Annotated in this window: 16 protein-coding genes; 2 read left to right on the top strand and 14 right to left on the bottom strand. The window is 61.9% G+C overall.

Going from position 1 to position 18460, the window contains the following annotated elements:
• Positions 1–53 precede the first annotated feature (53 nt).
• The 7 genes from ASD32_RS18945 to ASD32_RS18915 form a co-directional block, all read right to left on the bottom strand.
• A complete protein-coding gene (locus ASD32_RS18945) occupies positions 54–896 on the bottom strand; it encodes a class I fructose-bisphosphate aldolase (protein WP_060639614.1) in 843 nt (280 codons plus the stop codon).
• Positions 869–2617: a glycerol-3-phosphate dehydrogenase/oxidase gene (locus ASD32_RS18940; RefSeq protein WP_060639613.1), complete on the bottom strand. Its 1749-nt coding sequence runs from the start codon at positions 2615–2617 to the stop codon at positions 869–871. The genes ASD32_RS18945 and ASD32_RS18940 overlap by 28 nt, the downstream gene beginning before the upstream one ends.
• Before the next feature lie 12 nt (positions 2618–2629).
• Positions 2630–3625 carry an aldo/keto reductase gene (locus ASD32_RS18935; protein WP_060639612.1) on the bottom strand — a complete coding sequence of 332 codons (996 nt, stop codon included), beginning with the start codon at positions 3623–3625 and terminating at the stop codon, positions 2630–2632.
• Positions 3622–4626, bottom strand: a complete 1005-nt coding sequence (locus tag ASD32_RS18930) for a sugar-binding transcriptional regulator (protein WP_060639611.1) — start codon at positions 4624–4626, stop codon at positions 3622–3624. The genes ASD32_RS18935 and ASD32_RS18930 overlap by 4 nt, the downstream gene beginning before the upstream one ends.
• Position 4627: 1 nt before the next feature.
• Entirely contained in the window at positions 4628–5620 is a 993-nt protein-coding gene (locus ASD32_RS18925) for an ABC transporter permease (protein WP_156383241.1), read from the bottom strand.
• 28 nt (positions 5621–5648) lie between these two features.
• Positions 5649–7187, bottom strand: coding sequence for a sugar ABC transporter ATP-binding protein (locus tag ASD32_RS18920; RefSeq protein WP_060639609.1), 1539 nt, complete (start codon positions 7185–7187; stop codon positions 5649–5651).
• Between the two features lie 170 nt (positions 7188–7357).
• The gene (locus tag ASD32_RS18915; RefSeq protein ID WP_060639608.1) at positions 7358–8386 is read right to left on the bottom strand and encodes a substrate-binding domain-containing protein; all 1029 of its coding nucleotides are present in this window, start codon (positions 8384–8386) and stop codon (positions 7358–7360) included.
• 340 nt (positions 8387–8726) lie between these two features.
• On the opposite strand from ASD32_RS18915, the gene ASD32_RS18910 reads away from it, so the two are divergent.
• Positions 8727–9290, top strand: coding sequence for a dual specificity protein phosphatase family protein (locus ASD32_RS18910; protein WP_060639752.1), 564 nt, complete (start codon positions 8727–8729; stop codon positions 9288–9290).
• Positions 9291–9320: 30 nt separating this feature from the next.
• Here the strand turns inward: ASD32_RS18910 and ASD32_RS18905 are convergent, their stop codons facing one another.
• From ASD32_RS18905 to ASD32_RS18875, 7 genes are all read right to left on the bottom strand, one after another.
• Positions 9321–10025 carry a class II aldolase/adducin family protein gene (locus ASD32_RS18905; protein WP_060639607.1) on the bottom strand — a complete coding sequence of 235 codons (705 nt, stop codon included), beginning with the start codon at positions 10023–10025 and terminating at the stop codon, positions 9321–9323.
• Positions 10022–11500: an FGGY family carbohydrate kinase gene (locus tag ASD32_RS18900; protein ID WP_156383240.1), complete on the bottom strand. Its 1479-nt coding sequence runs from the start codon at positions 11498–11500 to the stop codon at positions 10022–10024. Before ASD32_RS18900 ends, ASD32_RS18905 begins: the two co-directional genes overlap by 4 nt.
• A gap of 68 nt (positions 11501–11568) precedes the next feature.
• Positions 11569–12417: a sugar phosphate isomerase/epimerase family protein gene (locus ASD32_RS18895; protein WP_060639606.1), complete on the bottom strand. Its 849-nt coding sequence runs from the start codon at positions 12415–12417 to the stop codon at positions 11569–11571.
• Positions 12418–12421: 4 nt separating this feature from the next.
• Positions 12422–13417, bottom strand: a complete 996-nt coding sequence (locus ASD32_RS18890; protein ID WP_060639605.1) for an ABC transporter permease — start codon at positions 13415–13417, stop codon at positions 12422–12424.
• The gene (locus ASD32_RS18885; protein ID WP_060639604.1) at positions 13414–14415 is read right to left on the bottom strand and encodes an ABC transporter permease; all 1002 of its coding nucleotides are present in this window, start codon (positions 14413–14415) and stop codon (positions 13414–13416) included. Before ASD32_RS18885 ends, ASD32_RS18890 begins: the two co-directional genes overlap by 4 nt.
• Positions 14408–15922 carry a sugar ABC transporter ATP-binding protein gene (locus tag ASD32_RS18880; protein ID WP_060639603.1) on the bottom strand — a complete coding sequence of 505 codons (1515 nt, stop codon included), beginning with the start codon at positions 15920–15922 and terminating at the stop codon, positions 14408–14410. The genes ASD32_RS18885 and ASD32_RS18880 overlap by 8 nt, the downstream gene beginning before the upstream one ends.
• Before the next feature lie 99 nt (positions 15923–16021).
• Positions 16022–16999, bottom strand: a complete 978-nt coding sequence (locus ASD32_RS18875) for an autoinducer 2 ABC transporter substrate-binding protein (RefSeq protein WP_060639750.1) — start codon at positions 16997–16999, stop codon at positions 16022–16024.
• Between the two features lie 244 nt (positions 17000–17243).
• On the opposite strand from ASD32_RS18875, the gene ASD32_RS18870 reads away from it, so the two are divergent.
• A complete protein-coding gene (locus ASD32_RS18870; protein ID WP_060639602.1) occupies positions 17244–18308 on the top strand; it encodes a LacI family DNA-binding transcriptional regulator in 1065 nt (354 codons plus the stop codon).
• Positions 18309–18460: the final 152 nt, after the last annotated feature.

Genomic DNA, 18460 nt, shown 5'->3' with positions numbered 1-18460 from the left:
GCCTCGCTTCCACAAGGCAGTTCTCCCCTGTGGGGGGAAGAAGACGCGACGCCCTACGCCTGCTGATAACGCGCAAATGCCTCTTCGCCGCTCGCATTCTCATGGATGATCGCCATCAGCCCGCGCACCACGGCACTCGGATTGGCATGCTGGTAGATGTTGCGCCCATAGACCATGCCCATGGCGCCCTGGCGCATCAAGGCTGCGGATTTGTCGAACACGGCGCTCAAGTCTTCCTTGCCGCCGCCGCGCACCAGAACCGGGCACCGGGCCGCTTCGACGACACGGTGGAAATCCTCCGCATTGTCGGTCGGGTCGGCCTTGATGATATCGGCGCCCATTTCGCGCGCCAGACGCGTCAGCGTGACGATCTTGTCGGCATCGCCATCGACCATGTAGCCGCCCTTCTCCGTCACCGGCTGCATCACCAGCGGCTCGATCATCAGCGGCATGCCATATTTGTCGCAATCGGCCCTGACGCGGGAAATATTCTCAACGCATTGGCGAAACAGGTCCGGCTCGTCCGGCAGCATGAACAGGTTGACGACGACGCAGGCCGCATCCATCTCGATCGCGCCGATCAGCGGCTCGGCCTCGTTCTGCAGCACCGCCCACATGTCGCGGTGGCGGATGCGGTTATAGGGATTGCCCATGTCGATGCGCATCACCAGCGCCGGCTTGTCCTTGCCGGGAACGTCCTGCAACAGGTCGGCCTGGCCGTAATTCATCTGGATCGCGTCCGGTGCTGCAGATACCAGCGCGGTCACGACGGCCTCAATATCCTCAAGTCCGTTGAGGAAGGACGGTTCGTTGCAGACGCCGTGATCGATCGCCACGTCGAGGCAGCGGCCGTTGCCGAACAGCCGGTTCATCCGGACTTTGCTGTTGTGTCGCATTGTGTACTCCTTGGTTCGTTCCTTGCGGAAAGCGTATCGTGGTCGACGCCGTGGCGCCCGGTGAGAAGGGTGAGAAAACGGTCGCGCTCGCTGGCGCGCTGCCCCGATGTCCAGCGCTTTTCCTGCGCCAGGAGATCGAGCACGGCGTCCATCATGTCGAGCGAAACTTCGCCCGAGACCGCCAGCGTCGTCCGCCGCAAGAGGAGATCGTCGAGATGCTCGACCGCTTCATCGCGGATGAGGAAATGTAATTCCCGCACCGAGTACCCGGCATGCGGCATCGCCTGGTCCGGTCCTGCGGCGATGAAACCGGCGACCGCCTCGGCATCCGTGCCGTAGCGGGAAAACAGCTCCGCCATGCGCGCATAGGAAAGGCCGCTCTTCGTGGCGATACCCGCAAGCCAGACCGGCGCATTGGCCGGAAACGCCCGCCCGCCGCCGATTGCCCGGTCGGTGGTTGCCACGTGACGGCGGCGGCCCAGCCGTTCCAGCGCCATGTCGGCTGCCATTTCTCCGAAAGAGCGAAACGTCGTCCATTTGCCGCCGATCATGCACAGCACCGGTGGGCTACCATCCGTGGATTCGACGACCGTGCAGAAATGGTCGCGCGGAATGCGGCCGGTGAAGCTGTCATTGCTGGCCGGAAGCGGCCGCACGCCGGCAAACTGGAAGACGATCTCGTCGGGCCTGATCTTGATATCGGGCAGCACGAAGGCGAGCGATTGCAGGATGTAATCGCGCTCATCCGCCTCGCAGCGCACCGTTTCCGGATCGTCGACGCGAATGTCGGTGGAGCCGACAAGAACCTTGCCGAGATAGGGAAAGAGGATACAGATGCGCCCGTCCTCGTTCTCGTAATAGATCATATGATCAGCAAGCGCCTCGCGCAGCGCGTCATTGTCGATGATCAGATGCGAGCCCTTGGTGCCGCCCATCAGGGGTGCGGGCCGCGCGTCCGGCGAAAACAGGCTTTGGTTGGCAATATCGATCCAGCCGCCGGTGGCATTGATGATCAATGCGGGCTCCACGGCCACGGACGCGCCGCCGATCTGGTCCTCGACACGGTACTGACCATCCTCCGTGCGGCGCAATTGCGCATAGTTCAGCGCCGCAGCCCCGAACTTGGCAGAAAGCCCATCTTGCAGCAGTTCGATGCCAAGCCGCTCGGGATGGCTGACCCAGGCGTCGAAATAGGTGGCCGAACTCTTGATGCCGGGATGCAGCGCCGGCCATTTTTCAAGCGTCGTGCGCCGCCCGCGAAACTGGTGGCGCGGCATCATCGCCCGCTTGCGCGTCAGGAAATCGTAGATGCTGAGCCCTGCCTTGATGGCGATCGCGCCCCGGCGGCTCGGACGGCGGCTGAGGCCCAAAAACCGGACGATGCCATTGCCAAGGCCGGAAAAGATATCGAAGACCGGCACCGTCGTCGGCAGCGGCGCGACATAATGCGGCGCGTTGCGCAACAGCCGGTCGCGTTCGACCAGCGATTCCTGCACCAGCTTGAATTCGCCGTTTTCCAGATAGCGCAGCCCGCCATGCACCATGCGCGACAGGGCCGAACTGGCGCCCGAGCAATAGTCGTGTTTTTCGACAAGCAAGACGTTCAGCCCCTGCAGCGCCAGCTCCCGAAAGACGCTGATGCCGTTGATGCCGCCGCCGATGACGCACACGTCCACCTTCGGGCTCTGGCGGAGCCCGTCCAATATCTCTTCACGTTTCATGATGGCGATCCGCTACCTGTCCATATCAGTCAGTTTCGCCGTTATGGCCGTATCGATGGCGGCCAGGTCGGCCGCCTCCAGCCGGATGGTCCCGGCCCATGCATTGTCGATTGCCTGCGCCGGATTGCGCGCGCCGCACAGCGCAAAGGTCACGCCCGGCTGCGCCAGCGTCCAGGCAATCACCGTCTGGGCGATGCTGGCCTCATGCTTTTCCGCAACCGGCCGGATGGCATCGGCAAGCGCCGTTGCCTTCTGACGGTTGCCGACCGAAAAGCGCGGATTGTCCTTGCGCTGGTCGTCGCCGGAAAACACCCGGTCCGCACCGATGGTGCCCGACAGCAGACCCAGCGCCAGCGATGAATAGCTGAGCGTTGCAATGCCGTTGGCCGTCGTCTGCGGCAGAAGATCTTGCTCGATCTCGCGGTCGATCATGCTGAACCGTTCCTGGATCGCATCCAGACCACCAATCGCAATATAGGCATCCAGCTCCTCGCGGCTGACATTGCTGGCCCCGATCGCCCGGATCTTGCCGGATGCGCGCAGATCTTCCAGCGCCCGCATCGTCTCCTCGACCGGTGTCGTCGGGTCCTGCCAATGGGTGATGTAGAGATCGATATGGTCGGTGCCGAGCCGCTTCAGGCTGTCTTCGACCTCGTGCAGGATCGCATCGCGGCCGAGATAGCGGTGCACCGGCTTGCCGTCCTGATCGAAGAAATGCCGGCCCTTCTGCGTGTGCCAGACAAGCCCGCATTTCGTGGCGATCACCGCCTTGTCGCGCCGCCCAGCCAGGGCCTTGCCGACGATTTCCTCGGAGCGCCCGAGCCCGTAGGCCGGCGCGGTGTCGATCAGGGTCACGCCCGCATCGAGCGAGGCCTGGATTGCGGCGATGGATTCGTTTTCATCCGTCCCGCCCCACATCCAGCCGCCGATCGCCCAGGTGCCGAGCCCCACCGCCGAGGCGGAAACGCCGGATTTGCCGATCTCGCGTGTCAATTGTTGCCCGCTCATGCCCATTTTCCTTCGCCATTCGCCAGTGCCAGTACCCGCGCACCCGTTGCCTCGTCGGTCACCAGCGTATCCAGATGATTGCCTCTGAGAACGCTGAGGATCGGTCCTGCCTTGTTCGGCCCGCTCGCCACCCCGATCTTGGTGGGGATCGAGGCGAATTCGGGAAGTGTCAGCGAGACCAGCGACCGGTTGAGGCTGTAGTCGCAAACCTGGCCGTGATCATCGAGCAGATGCGCCAGGAGTTCGCAGGAAGCGCCGGAACGCTCGATGGCTGCGCGGTCGGTGCTCGATGACGGATGCAGGTCATAATAACTCGAGTCGTCCGACAGGATCGAGCCGATGCCGACCACGGCGATCTTCGCCTCGCGCGCCCGTTTGAATACGTCGGCGACCGAGCGCATGTTGATCAGCATGCCGCGCTCGGCCGCACTATCGGCAAACAGCGGCGCATGGATCTGGTAGGAGCGACCGCCGAGACGGTCGGCCATCATCGTCGAGACGTGGTTGACGTCGGTATAGTGCTTGCCCTGGACGCATCCCGTCGCAGGGATCACCTCGACATCGAAGCGGCGCTGCGCCTGCAATCCCGCCACGACGGCGCTGACGCCCTTGCCGCCGGTGATGCAGATCGTATCGCCATCCGTAATCTCTTCGAGCAGCAGCCGGGCTGCCGCCTCGCCGACGGCCTGAAGCGCCGTCTGCGGATTGTCCGATACCGTCGGCACGACCACGGCGCGGCCGATGCCGCCGAGCGCCCGAAGCTGCTCTTCCATGTCCACCAGCGGCTCGACCGGCGACTTGATCTTGATCTCGACCAAACCAAGCTGGCGGCCGCGCTTGATCAGCCGGTTGACGGTGGCGTGCGAAATGCCGAGCTGGTCGGCGATCTGCGCCTGGGTCAGGCCTTCGAGAAAGTGCAGGACGAGGGCCTGGTGCATCTGCCGGGCGATGACGATTTCCTCGCGCGGCGCATTGGCCGGCTTGAGCTTGACGATGGGCATATCAGGCAGCCTTCCGCTTGTGCAGGAAATGGTCGATCGAGACGGCGGCGAGCAGAATGCAGCCTTTGATCATATCTTGCCAATAGACGGAGACATCGAGAAGGATCAGCGAACTGGTGACGACCGAAAGCAGGGCGATACCGAGGATCGCACCGAGGATCGTGCCCGACCCGCCATTCAGCGAAGCCCCGCCGATCACCGCAGCCGCGATGATGTTCAGCTCCATGCCGACGCCGAAGGTCGGGGTCGCGGCGCCGAAGCGGGACATGTAGATGACGCCTGCAACACCCGACAGCGTGGCGCAGAGAACCGTCACCCAGAACTTCACCTGATTGGTCTTGATGCCGGAATAGAGCGCCGCCTTCTCGTTGCTGCCGGTGTAGAACACCTTGCGGAAGGCCGTTGCCCGGCGCAGCAGGAAATCGAAGAGCACGACGATGGCGACGAAGATCAGGATCACATAAGGGACACCGGAGAACGTGCCCTGCCCGACCGCCTTGAACGAAGGCGGCAAGGTGAACAGCGACAGCGGCGTGCCCTTGGTGATGATCAGGCAGATACCGCGCACGATCACCATTGCCGCCAGCGACGTGATGAAATGGTTCAAGCCCACCACCGTCACGAAGAAGCCCATGACGCAGCCGATCAGGCCGCTGGCAAGGATGCCGATCAACGATGCGCTCCAGGGATCAAGCCCCATCAGGAAGAGCGATCCCGACAGCACCATGGAGAAGCAGACGACCGAGCCGACCGACAGGTCGATACCGCCGACGATCAAAAGAATGGTCATGCCGACGACGACGATGCCTTCGACCGAGAAGGACATCAGCATGGCCCGGAAGTTGCCGAGCGTCAGGAAGTGCGGCGAGGCAAAGCTCATGGCGATGCAGAGCGCCAGGATGATCGCGATCAATCCCGCCTCCCGCATCGTGCCCAACCGTTTCCAGCCGGGCGCGCGTGCCTGATGTGCCGTTGTCAGTGTAGCGTCCGCCATGACCTTGTCTCCTGCCCCTGCTTGTTCTTTACGCGGCATGCTCTGATGCCTTTGAAGTGTTGTGACCGCCGACCCCCGAGGCAAGGCGCATGATCGCCTCTTCCGTCATCGTCTCTCCTTCGACTGCGCCGGCAACCGTGCCCTCGCGGATCACCAGAACGCGGTCGCAGAGACCCAGCAATTCCGGCAGTTCCGACGAGATGACGACGATGCCGATGCCGGAGCGCGCGAGATCGCGCAACAGCCGGTGGATTTCCGATTTGGCGCCGACATCGATGCCGCGCGTCGGCTCGTCCATCAGGATGACCTTGGGATTGACCGCCAGCTGCTTGGCAATCGCCACCTTCTGCTGGTTTCCGCCCGAGAGGGACGAGACCGGCATGCCGATGCCACCCATCCGCACACCAAGCCGCCTGGTCAAATCCCGCGCACGATCGGCTTCCGCCTTGGCGTTCAACAGGCCGAGCGGCCCGGTCAGCGATTTCAGGTCGAGAACGGCAATGTTCTGGGCGATGGACAGTTCCAGAAAGACGCCGGATCCCTTGCGGTCCTCCGACAGATAGACGACACCCGCCTTGACCGCCTGCGCATAGGATTTTGCCCGCAGCGACTGTCCATGCAGTTGCACCTCGCCCTCGTCCACCGGCCGCAATCCGCAGATGCCCTCGGCAATTTCCGTGCGCCCCGAGCCGATTAACCCGCCGACGCCGAGAATTTCGCCCTTTCGCAATTCAAAACTGACATCCTTGAAACGGCTGCCATCGCTAAGACCACGGACGCTGAGAATGGTCTCGTTCGTCTGCTCGGCTGGCGCCTGTTTTTCCGGATAGAGCTGGGTGATCTCACGCCCGACCATGCGGCGCACGATGTCGTCCGGTGTCAGGTCCGCAACATTCTCCGTGGAGACATAGCGCCCGTCACGAAACACGGTGACCCGGTCGCACAGGCTGAAAATCTCGGCCATGCGATGGCTGATATAGATGATCGAAATGCCCTGCGCCTTCAGGTCGCGGATGATCCCGAACAGGACCTGGGTTTCCGATTCCGTCAGGGCCGCTGTCGGCTCGTCGAAAATCAGTACGCGGCAATCGAGCGTCAGCGCCTTGGCGATCTCGACCAGCTGCTGGCTGGAAATGGGCAGTTCGGCGACCTTGCGGCGCACGTCGATCGGCGCCAGCCGGTTCATTACGGCCTGCGCGTCGCGCTCCAGCCTGCCATAATTCATTAAAGGCGAGCGGCGGCGGTTGGTGGCCGCCATGAACATGTTCTCGGCCACCGTCGCATCGGGGCAGAGCGCGATTTCCTGGTGCACGAGCCCAAGCCCCAGCGATTGCGCCACGGCCGGCGACGTCACCTTGACCGGCGCGCCATCGACGAGCACCTCGCCCTGCGTCGGCTGCAGTACGCCTGCGATGATGTTCATCAGCGTCGATTTGCCCGCGCCGTTTTCGCCGCAGAGCGCATGGACCTCACCCTTTTCCAGGCTGAAGCTCACGTCCGTCAGCGCCTTCACGGCACCGAAGTGCTTGCTGACATTGCGGATTTCCAGAACCGGCACCGGCGCCATGATAGTCTCCTCCTCCAAGCTTGCGGTGGCTGTCCGGAACATCATGCCCCGGACAGCCGGCACCTACAGCGCCGCGCGTCTTCTCAGACGCGCAAGGGTCGCTGTACGCTTTGGCTCGCTGCATAATTTTTCCTGAAATCGATTCCGATTGAAGGAATTATGCACGGAGCTTACTCCTCGATGCCCTTCGTGCCACGCCGCTTCAGGTACTTGTCCCAGTAGAAGTCGTCGGCATTATCAGCGGTGACGATCGACAGGCCGTTATCGACGAAGGGAATGCTCATCGGGTTGAAGCCGACGCGCTTGGCGTCGTTCATCGGGTCGATCAATTCCGGATGCTTGGCGAGCCACAAAAGCATGAAGCCCATGTAACCCTGCATGCCCTGGTTCGGGTTGATCGAGCCGAACACTTCGCCCGCCTTGATCATGTCGAGAATGTTGGCGTTGACGTCGGCGCACATGACGAGGATCTTGCCGCCATTTTCCTTGTTGGCCTGCGAAGCGCCGATGGCCGAGTTGGCTTCCGGCATGAACACGGCGCCAAGGTTCGGATTGGCCTGCACGAGGCTCGAAAGCGCCTGATAGGCCTTGGTCGGATCCTGGTTGGAAGCCGCGCGGCCGACCAGCTTCATGTCCGGATATTTTTCCGTCATGCGGGCGATGAAGGCGGCGATGCGCTTGTCGTGGTTGTCCTGGCCCGGATTTTCCAGAACGGCATATTCACCCTTGCCACCCATCTTCTCGGCAATCGCGTCGGCGGCATAGGTGCCTTCGCGGGTATTGTCCGAGGTAATGAACGAGATGCGCTTGGAGAGCGGCGCATCGGCTGCGAAGGTCACGACAGCCGTGCCCTGGTCGATGGCGCGGTTGATCGGCTCGATGAACGGATCGGAGTTCATCGGGTGGACGAGGATGCCGGCCGGGTTCTGGGCCAGCGCCTGGTCGAATGTGGCGATCTGCTTGTTGACGTCATATTCCGGCGTACCGGTATAGGCGGTCTCGCAGCCGAGCTGCTGGCCTGCCTGCTTGAACATCTCATAGACCGGGAACCAATATTCGACGCCCGAGACCATGACGTTCATGACGTATTTTTCACCCGGCTTGCAGCGGAACGGGTTGTCCGTTTCCGCACTGGCAACACCAGCGAAGAGCGTCGATGCAAGGACCGCCAATGCGGTCGTGCTTAAAAATTTGCGCAAGATTCCTCCTTGAGGCCGAAGCCCCTCCCAAATACCCGGCGGCGCCTGAGCGGCGGCCCGATGCTCCAATGAAGACCGGAGTTCCTCCTCGAAATCCGGTATGGGCAGATAATCGCAACAAAGGGATTATGTCAATATAATTCATAGCATGAAATATATTTCACACGTGTGCGTCGCGGTGCCGTGTTGAACGCAGAACCGCATTTGCCCTGAAGGAATACCTTCCGCGCTTCTTCATCCACTCCTCCATTGCGCCCGCAAATATCATCACACGGCGTTCAGGCTGCTGTCAGCCTGAAACGCCAAAACGAGCATCATCGAAACGGGCGCTGGTGGAATGATGCACAAGATCTTGAAGCTGGTTGGGCTGGCGGGCTGCGCGGCAGCGGTGGGGCTTGGGACCTATCTCTTCGCCATCCAGGCGCTTGGCAATTTTGCCGTGGTCGTTCCCGGCGCGCTCTATCGCTCGAACCAGCCAACGGCGCTGCAGGTGGCCGATTATGCCGAGCGTTACGGCATCAAGACCATCGTCAACCTGCGTGGAAGCAGCGAAAACGCCACCTGGTATAAAAACGAGGTCGCCACGGCCCGCGATCTCGGCATCCGGCATATCGACTTCAAGATGGTGGCGACCAAACAATTGTCGGTGGAGGAATCGCACCGGCTGGTCGCCCTGTTGCGCGATGCCCCCAAGCCCATTCTCATCCACTGCAAATCCGGCGCGGACCGCACCGGCCTTGCCTCCGTCATATATCTCAACCGGATCGCCGGTGTCGACGAGGACATTGCAGAGCGGCAATTATCGATCCGCTATGGCCATTTCAGCATCCCGTTTTTCTCGCCCACCTATGCGATGGACGAGAATTGGGAAAAGCTCGAAAAAGTCTTCGGCCTCTCGGGCTGATCACCCGCCATCCGGCCACGACGTGCCGTTTCAGGCCGAAACACTCTTCGGCCGGGCGATATCATTGACCCCTTCGGCATCCGGCGCATGGCCGTAGCTCATCTTGCGCATCTGCTCGATGACCCTGGCCATTTCATCATCGGGAAGCACCGGCGGCTCGCCCAGCGTCAATGCCTGCACATACATGCGCGACAGGGTCTCGATCTCGATCGCCAGCCAGAGCGCCCCATCCAATGTCTTGCCGAGCGAAATCTGGCCGTGCTGGCCGAGCAGGCAGGCCAGCCGGTCCTTCAGCGCCACCAGCGCATGATCCGACAGGGCCTGCGTGCCGAACGTGGCATATTCTGCGCAACGCACCGTCGTTCCGCCAGCGACGCCCGTCATGTAGTGAAAACTCGGGATCGTCTTGTGATGGCAGGCAAGGGTCGTCGCGTAGATCGAATGGCAATGCAGCACGACATTGATATCCGGCCGGTTCTTCAGGATATCGCGATGGAAGCGCCATTCCGATGACGGGCGGCGGCCCACATAGCTGCCGTCGAAATCCATCTCCACCAGATCGTCCGGCGTCATCGTGTCATAGGCGAGCGACGACGGCGTAACGAGGAAACCGTTTTGCGTGCGCACGGACAGGTTTCCCGCCGTTCCCTGGTTGATACCGCTGGAATTCATCCGGCGGCAGGTTTCGACCATATCGCGGCGCAGTGTCGCGATATCGGTATGATGCGTGCTCATTGGGAGGACCTTTCGTAAAGCCTGTTGGATTGCGTGGCCTGTGCGGCCAGGACCCGCCAGCGGCGGGCATAGGACGCCAGATCGGCGGATGGATGATCGAAAACCGGCGGCTTTTCGAGCGCGATGGCCGCGCGCGCCGGGCGCGTTCCGTGGCTGGCAAGCAGCGCCGTGCCGGAAGCAACGCCATAGGTGTCGAGATTGGAAACCGTGTCGCCCTTTGGACGCAGCGCTGCCACCAGCCCGGCATAAAGTGGATCGCGCAGGAAGCTGCCGTCGAGGATCACCCGCCCGCTGCTTCCCAGCGCATCGAGGCATTCGACGGTCAAAAGTGCCGTGTAAAGAACTGCCAAGGCCTTGCGCTCGGCCGCATCGGCAGGCTGCGGGCCGGCAATATACCCCTTGCCCGCGCTGCCGGGAAACAGGCCATCATCATCGCCAAAGGATGGCAGCGCCATCGTGCCCTGCGCGATCATCCGGCTGACAACAGCGGCATCGGCATTCAGATGATCGCCGTCACCGGCGACATGGCTGAATTCGCGTCCGCCCATGGTCAAGGCGCCACCAACGGGGTTGCCATCGACATCGCTGTTGCAGGTCATGCCGCGATGTTCGTCCAGCCGGGCAAGCGGCGTCTTGCCGCTCAGCGCGACGATCCAGGTGCCGGTAGAAACCACGGTCGCCTCGTTAAACCCGGCCGCCTGGTAGCGGTAGAAATTGGCGCTGCTGTCATGAATGCCCGCCAGAACCTTGATCCCGGGCGGCAGGCCATAGCGCCCGGCAAGCACCGGCCGGATCGTCCCGATCGCCTCCCATGCCCTGGCAAACGGCGGTAAAAGATCCCGCCATCCCTGCGAATGAACGATCGGCGACCAGTGCCGTTCGGCCACATTCCACAGATGTGACTGCGCGCCGAGTACGGTCGCCTCCGATACCGCCACGCCCGAAAGCCGCCAGGCCCAGTATTGCGGCACGCCGAGAAACCAGCGCGCCTGGGAAAAGCCCTCAGGCTGCGCCTGCTGCATCCAGAACATCTGGCGGGCATGATGGGTGGCGCCGTGCATCATCGCGCTGCCCCGGTCGAAAAACGAGCCGGACAGAGGCGCGTACTGCCTACGGATATCCTCCGGCAGCGCCTGCTCGTAGTCGATCATCGGCAAGGCGGTGCCATCGCCCGCATCCGGATCCGGTCCAACGAGAACGCCGCCGGAGCCATGGCCCGACGAGACGAAGGTCGATACCGGATGGCGCCTGGCTAGACCTGCGAGAGTGTCGAACACCCAGCCGCCGAGCGTATGGAGATCATGATGCCGCCACGGCCTGTCGCTGAGCACCGGATTGGGAATGGACAGCGTTTCGAGGATGGCGCCGGATGCGGTGACGGCATTGAGCTTCACATTGGTCTTGCCGACATCGAGAACCGCGACAGTCGCCGCCTGCCCGTCATCCCTTCGATCGTTCCAATGCCCGTCCGCCATGTCCATATCCCGCGCCCGCATGTCCGTGCGGCTGTCCCCGCCAACGCGGGAACAGCCTTGTCATATCGTCAGATCAAGCCGTATTGCCGCGCTTTGTTGCGCAGGAACGGCAGGCCGTTGCCCATCACTTCGGCTTCGTCCTTTGCGACCGGGCGCCAGACCGCAAGCCCGTACGCCACCTGCGGCGGCATGTTGATGAAGCTTTCCATCGCCAGGCCACCCTTGAAGCCGATGGCGGCGAGCGCTGCATAAATCTCGTCCCACGGCACGTTGCCATAGCCCGGCGTTCCCCGGTCGCTTTCGGAGAGGTGGATATATTTGATGTGATCGCGGGCATCGAGAATGCCGTTGGCAGCGCCCTTTTCCTCGATGTTCATGTGATAGGTATCGAGATGCACGAAGACATTGTCGGCACCGACGCGCTCGATCATGTCGACGGCCTGCTTGCCCGTGTTGATCAGATGGTTCTCGTAGCGATTGACCGCCTCGACGCCGAGCTCGATGCCACGGCTTTTGGCATGTTTGGCCGCCGCCTGCAGCGCCCGCGCAATATTGTCATATTCCTTTTCGGTCGGCGGAACGCCGGTGCGCTCGCCGATGCCGCCGAAGATGACGCCGGACAAGGCTTCGGCCCCCATATCCGCCGTCTTGTCGATCGCGACCTTCAGATGCGCGACCGCCTCCTCCGGATGCACCGAGGCCCAGGCATGTTCCGGTAGGCCGAGCGAGCAGACCGAGCGCAGCTTGTGTTTCTCAAGCAGCTTGCGGCTATGTTCGGCATCGACGGCCGGCGCATCAAGAAGTGCGATCTCGATGAAATCCATCTCGTATTTGACGGCGGCGGCAATCGCTTTTTCCGCCCCTGCATGATCCCATTTCATGGTCCACATGCTGGTATGAACACCAAAACCTTGCATGGTCTTATCCTTTTTTTCGCTTGAGAGATTTGAAGTGGCCTGCGGCAAACCGCAGGATCATCACCGTGATGAGCAGGATGCCCCAGACGGCCGTGGCCAGATGCTGGTTGGCGCCCATGATATTGAGGCCCGAGGACAGGAGCTGCAGCACCACCAGCGCCACGGCCACCGGGATGACCCGGCCAAAACCACCGAACGGATTGACCCCGCCCAGGAAACAGGCAAGCACCGTGATCAGGAGATAGGATTCACCGTGGCCGACGCGCACGGAGTTGAAGCGGGCCAGCATGATGATGCCGGCAATCGCGCACATCGCCCCCGAAAGCGCATAGACCAGCACCAGCACCTTGCGCGTATTGACGCCGGAATAGCGCGCCGCCTCGATATTCGAGCCGATCATATAGGTGTTGAAGCCAAGCTTCATCCGCGTCAGGAGCAGATGCCAGATCAGCACACAGCCGATGAAGACGAGAAGCGGGATCGGAAAGCCGAGAATGCTGCCATGGCCAAGCGGCTGCAGGAATGCCGGAAACCCAGAGACATCGCCGCCGCGCGTCAAAAACTCGCCAAGCCCGCGCAGGAAGATCATCATCGATAGCGAGACCAGGATCGGATGGGCGCGGGTATAGGCAATCACTAGCCCCATCACCAGGCCGCTGAGCGCGCCGACACCGATCCCGAGCACGGAGCCGAGGAAGAACGCGAATGGGCCGGCATCGGCACCGCCATTCTGCTGCAGCACCCAGGCAACCGTCAGCCCGGCAATATTGGCGGTGAAGGTGATCGCAAGGTTCAGACCGCCGGTCAGAACCGGCAAAAGCATGGCAAGGGTCAAGAGCCCGAGTTCCGGCAGCTGGAAGGCGACGGAGCCGAAGGTCGCCCGGCTGAAGAATTGCGGCGAGGCAAGGCTGAAGACCACGATAACGGCGATCAGCGCAAAACCCGGCCCGGCCATATCCGGCCCCAGCGCCGTCCTGATGCGGTTGAGGATTGCGGTCATTTGCGGCCCTCCTCCTGGCGCATGAACGGCAGCAGTTTTTCGATGCTGGTATTGGACAGGGTGATGGCGACGAGAATGATGGCGCCGACGATCATCTTGAAGGCATAGGGCGAGACCCCCGCCAGGTTGAGCCCGTTCTGGGTGATCGAGATCAAAAGCACGCCGAGCACGCAGCCGAGAACCGATCCCTTGCCGCCGCCAAGCCGCGCACCGCCGAGCACCACTGCGGCCAGCACATCCAATTCGCGGCCGTAGAGGGCATTCGGAACCACTTCCTGCGCATAATGCGCCTGGATCAGCCCGCCGATCCCGGCCATCAGCCCAAGCCACCCGAACGCGATGAACTGCATGGCGCCGATATTGATGCCGAACCTTCGGGCCCCTTCTGGATTGTCGCCGAAGGCATAGAGCTGCCGTCCGGTCGTGGTGCGGGTGATGAACACCCAGGTGGCCACCACGCAGATCAGCATGACCAGCACCGGCAAGGTGATCTCGATCCAGCTGCCATCGGCCATCTCATGCTCGAACAGCACGACGCGCGACGTCAGCCAGTCCGGCAGGTTGTAGATCGACACCCCGCGGGTGAAGAACATCAACAGCCCGAAATAGATATTGAAGGTGGCGATGGTGGCGACGATCGAGATGATCCGGAACCTTTGGATCAAAAAGGCGTTGATGGCGCCCAAAAGCACGCCAAGCGCCCCGGCGATCAAAAGTCCGCTGATCCAGCCGCCGCCGCCCATCCAGCCGAGCATGAGGGCCGCGACATACTGGACGACCGATGCCGCCACCGCGAACGAGATGTCGATGCCGCCGGCAATCAGCACAACCAGCAGGCCGACGGCGAAGATAATGTTGACGGAACTGGTATTGATGAGATCGAACGCATTGCCGAGCGAAAAGAACCGGTCTGTCGCAAGCGACAGGAACAGGCTGATGATGGCGATGACGGCAAGCAGCGCAAATTCCGTCGCATGGGATTGAACGGTTTTACGCATAGACGGCCGCCTCGATTTCGGCGAGCGAGCACTGCGCCGGCATGAACTGGTTGACGATCCGCCCCTGCGCCATGTGCAGCACGCGGTCGGCATTGAAATAGACCTCCGGCACCTCGTCGGAGATCAGGATGATCGCAAGACCGGTCTCGGCGAGCTTCGCGACGATATCGAAGATGCCGGCCCGCGCGCCCACATCGACGCCGACGGTCGGTGCATCGAGGATCAGCAGTTTCGGATCGGTGGCCAGCCATTTGGCAATGGCGATGCGCTGCTGGTTGCCGCCGGACAAGGTGGAGATCGCATCGCCCTGCTGCCCGATCTTGACGCCGAGATCAGTGACCCACTGCGCCACCAGATCGCGCTTGCGGCTGTCGGACAACAGCCCGCTGGATGTGATCTTGCCGAGGGAAGAGATCACCAGATTGTCGGCGATCGATTGCGGCTGGATCAGCCCGAGCGACAGCCGGTCTTCTGAGAGATAGGCGATCCCCGCCGCAATCGCATCGCGGTTGGACGAAAAATGCACCGGCTTGCCGTCCAGCCTGACGGTGCCGGATCGCGGTTTCAGCATGCCGAACAGCGACAAGGCCAGTTCCGTGCGCCCGGCTCCCAGCAACCCGGTAATCCCCAGCGTTTCGCCGCGCCGCACCGTGAAGGAAATGTCCTCGAACTCGCCGGGCCTCGACAGCCCATCGACCTCCAGCACCACCGGATTGTCGCCGGCATTGCGGGCGCGCACGGTCTGGTCGAAGGTCTTGCCGGTCATCAGTTCCGTAATACGCGACTGGGTCATGCCCTCGGTTGAATAGGCGCCGACCAGCGCGCCATCGCGCAGCACCGTCAGCCGGCTGGAAATCTCCAACACCTCCGCCAGCCGGTGGCTGACGAAGACAACGGCGACGCCGGAGGCAGAGAGGGTGCGCACGATATCGAGGAGATGGTCGGTTTCCGACTGCGTCAAGGAGGCCGTCGGCTCGTCCATGAACACCAGCTTTGCCTCGCCGACCAGAGCGCGCGCGATCGCCACGATCTGGCGCTGGGCAATGGCGTAGTCCTTCAGCGGCCGGTCGACATCCAGCGTCACGCCGAGCCGCGCCAGCGCCTTGACCGCTTTTTCGCGCATGCTGTTATAATTGACGAAACGCGGCCAGCGGCCGAGCAGCGTCTGGAAGGAAATGTTTTCCGCAACCGTCATTTCCGGAAAAAGTGCCAGATCCTGCCAGATCACCTGGATGCCGGAATTCTGCGCCGTCACCGGCGACATATGCGCATAGGTCTGCCCGTCGAACGTGATCTCCGTGCCATCCTGCGGACGGTAGACGCCGGTGATGATCTTGATCAGCGTGCTCTTGCCCGAGCCGTTTTCCCCCGCCAGGCAATGCACCTCGCCCGGCAGGACGTCGAAGCTGACATCCTTGAGCGCCTTGACGCCGCCGAACGTCATGTTGATGTTGCGCAGGGACAGAAGCGGCTTTTGGCCACTCTCAGCGCTTTCGCGTCCACTCATCGGTTCAACCTGTGAAAATGCGGGATAGTTCGAAACGTCCGGGCACCGCCGGACCGGCCGAAGCCAGCCCAGCAGCCCGGGAGAACGTGTTTTGGGACGTTACAGGCCCATGCCTGCCAGCTCGTCCACGGTATCCTTGTTGATCGGCAGGAGCTGATCGACAATGATGTCGTTTCCGGCCGGCTTGATCACGCCGAGACCCGGAATGTCGTCCCCGTCCTTGACGCTTTCGCCCTTGATCAGGCGATCGGCCATGGTGACGAAGACTTCGCCGGCCTGTTTCGGATTCCACATGAAGCCGCCGGAAATCGCACCCGACTTGATCAGCTTCTGACCCTGGCCGGGTGAGAACGGCCCAAGCACGAAGATTTCACCGGTCTTGCGGCGCTCTTCGACGGCACGGCCGGCCCCGATCGGACCCTGGCTGCCAAAGGCAAGGAAGCCCTTGAGGTCGGGATGGGCGGAGATCAGGTCAAGCGCCGTCGAGCGGCTCTTGTCGACGTCCTCGGCCACGCCGTAGCGTTCGCCGACCAGTTTCATGTCGGGATAATTGGCTTTCAGATAGGCGACGGCCGCATCGGCCCAGGCATTGTGCAGGGGAACGGTGAGCGAGCCGACGAACACGGCATATTCGCCCTTGCCGCCCATCTTCTCGGCGAGCAGTTTGGCATGCGCTTCGCCGAAACCGGTGGACGAGGCCAGCTCGAAATTCCAGTCGGCACCCTTCTGGCTTGGCGATTCATGCGTGATGACGAAAATGCCGGCGGCCTTGGCCTTGGCAAGAACCGGCTCCAGCACCTTTGCATCGTTCGGCACGACGCCGATGACCTTGACCCCTTGCGCGATCAGATCCTCGATGGCGCGCACCTGTAAAGCAGGGTCAGCGCTGGTCGGGCCGACCATGAAGGCATCGAGGCCAAGCTTGGCGCCCTGCTCCTTGATGCCGGCATCCATCGCGTTGAACCACGGGATACCGCCGATCTTCACGACGACGCCCACCTTGTCGGCTGCCATGGCCGCAAACGAGACGCCAAGCGACAGCGATGCAGCAAGCGCTGCAATCATAAACTTTTTCATGCTCTCCTCCTCCAAAACGTTTCCGCGCAGGCAACAGGACCAGGCCATGACAATGGCGGTCGCAGTCATTTCACCTCAGGTTGGCGCTGGAAATCGCATCCTCCACGTGACCGCCTCCTCAAGCGGACCCCGACATGCACAATCGATATTTCTTTTTTGCACAATCGATGGTGCAAATAATATGTTTTGGATTTAAACTTTCGTCAAGAGGAAATTGCCACTAAGGAAAAGAAGGGAGGATGGGATGAAGCACCAGGGAAAAAAGAAGGCGACGATCTACGATCTCTCGGTCCTATCAGGCTGTTCCGCCTCCACCGTCAGCGCCGTGCTGAATGGCACCTGGCGCAAGCGCCGGATCAAGGAAAGCACGGCCGAGCTGATCCAGACCCTTGCCGAAAAGCACCAATATACCGCCAATCTGCAGGCGCGGGGTTTGCGCAATTCCCGCTCCGGCCTGGTCGGCCTGCTTTTGCCCGTGCATGACAACCGCTATTTCTCCTCCATGGCCCAGGCCTTCGAGGCGCAGGTGCGCAGCCACGGCAAATGCCCTGTCGTCGTCAGCGCCTCGCGCGATCCGCAGGAAGAGCTGGCGACCGTCGAAACGCTGATTTCCTATTCGATCGACGAGCTGTTCATCGCCGGCGCCACCGATCCCGATAGCGTCCATGGCCTGTGCGAAGCCGCAGGCATCCGCCATATCAATATCGACCTTCCCGGAACCAAGGCGCCATCCGTCATCAGCGACAACTACCAGGGCGCCCGCCTGCTGACGCAGGCGATCATCAAGCGTTTCGACGATGCCGCCGTGCCTTTGAAGCCGGAAGAGCTGTTCCTGTTCGGCGGGCGCAACGACCATGCCAGCCGCGAACGCATTAAGGGTTTTCGCGATATCAAGACGGAAATGCTGGATGGCGACAGCGATGCCTGCATCCAGCCGACCGGCTATTCGCCGGACATGACGCAAAAGGCCTTCGAGGCCTTCTATGAGCGCGAGGGAAAACTGCCGCGCGGACTGTTCATCAACTCCTCGATCAACTTCGAAGGCCTTTTGCGCTTCATGGCGCAGCACCCGCACGAAACCTTCGCTGATCTTGTCGTCGGCTGCTACGACTACGACCCGTTCGGCTCTTTCCTGCCCTTCCCGGTGATCATGATTCGCCAGGACACCGAAAGCATGCTGGCCAAAGCCTTCGAACTCATCGAAGAACCCCGCCCCGCCGTGAAGATCCACCTCATCCAGCCCGAACTCGTCCACCCCCGCACCGCCCTCAAGGGACCGCTTGATTCCATCCGCGACATCGACGCGTGATGGGTGCGGCAGGCAGATGCATGGCGCCTATTCTGCGGATAACAGATCTTCCGATCAGGCACTCACCTGCGCCTTAAACGCCAAAAAGCCCGCGGACATTTCTGTCTTGCGGGCTTGTTGTGTTTGGTTGCGGGGGCAGGATTTGAACCTGC

It is taken from the genome of Rhizobium sp. Root483D2 (assembly GCF_001426685.1).
GTDB classification, from domain to species: Bacteria; Pseudomonadota; Alphaproteobacteria; order Rhizobiales; family Rhizobiaceae; genus Pararhizobium; species Pararhizobium qamdonense.
The sequence above is the reverse complement of the archived record's forward strand: the minus strand, read 5'-3'. Positions and strand labels throughout refer to the sequence as shown.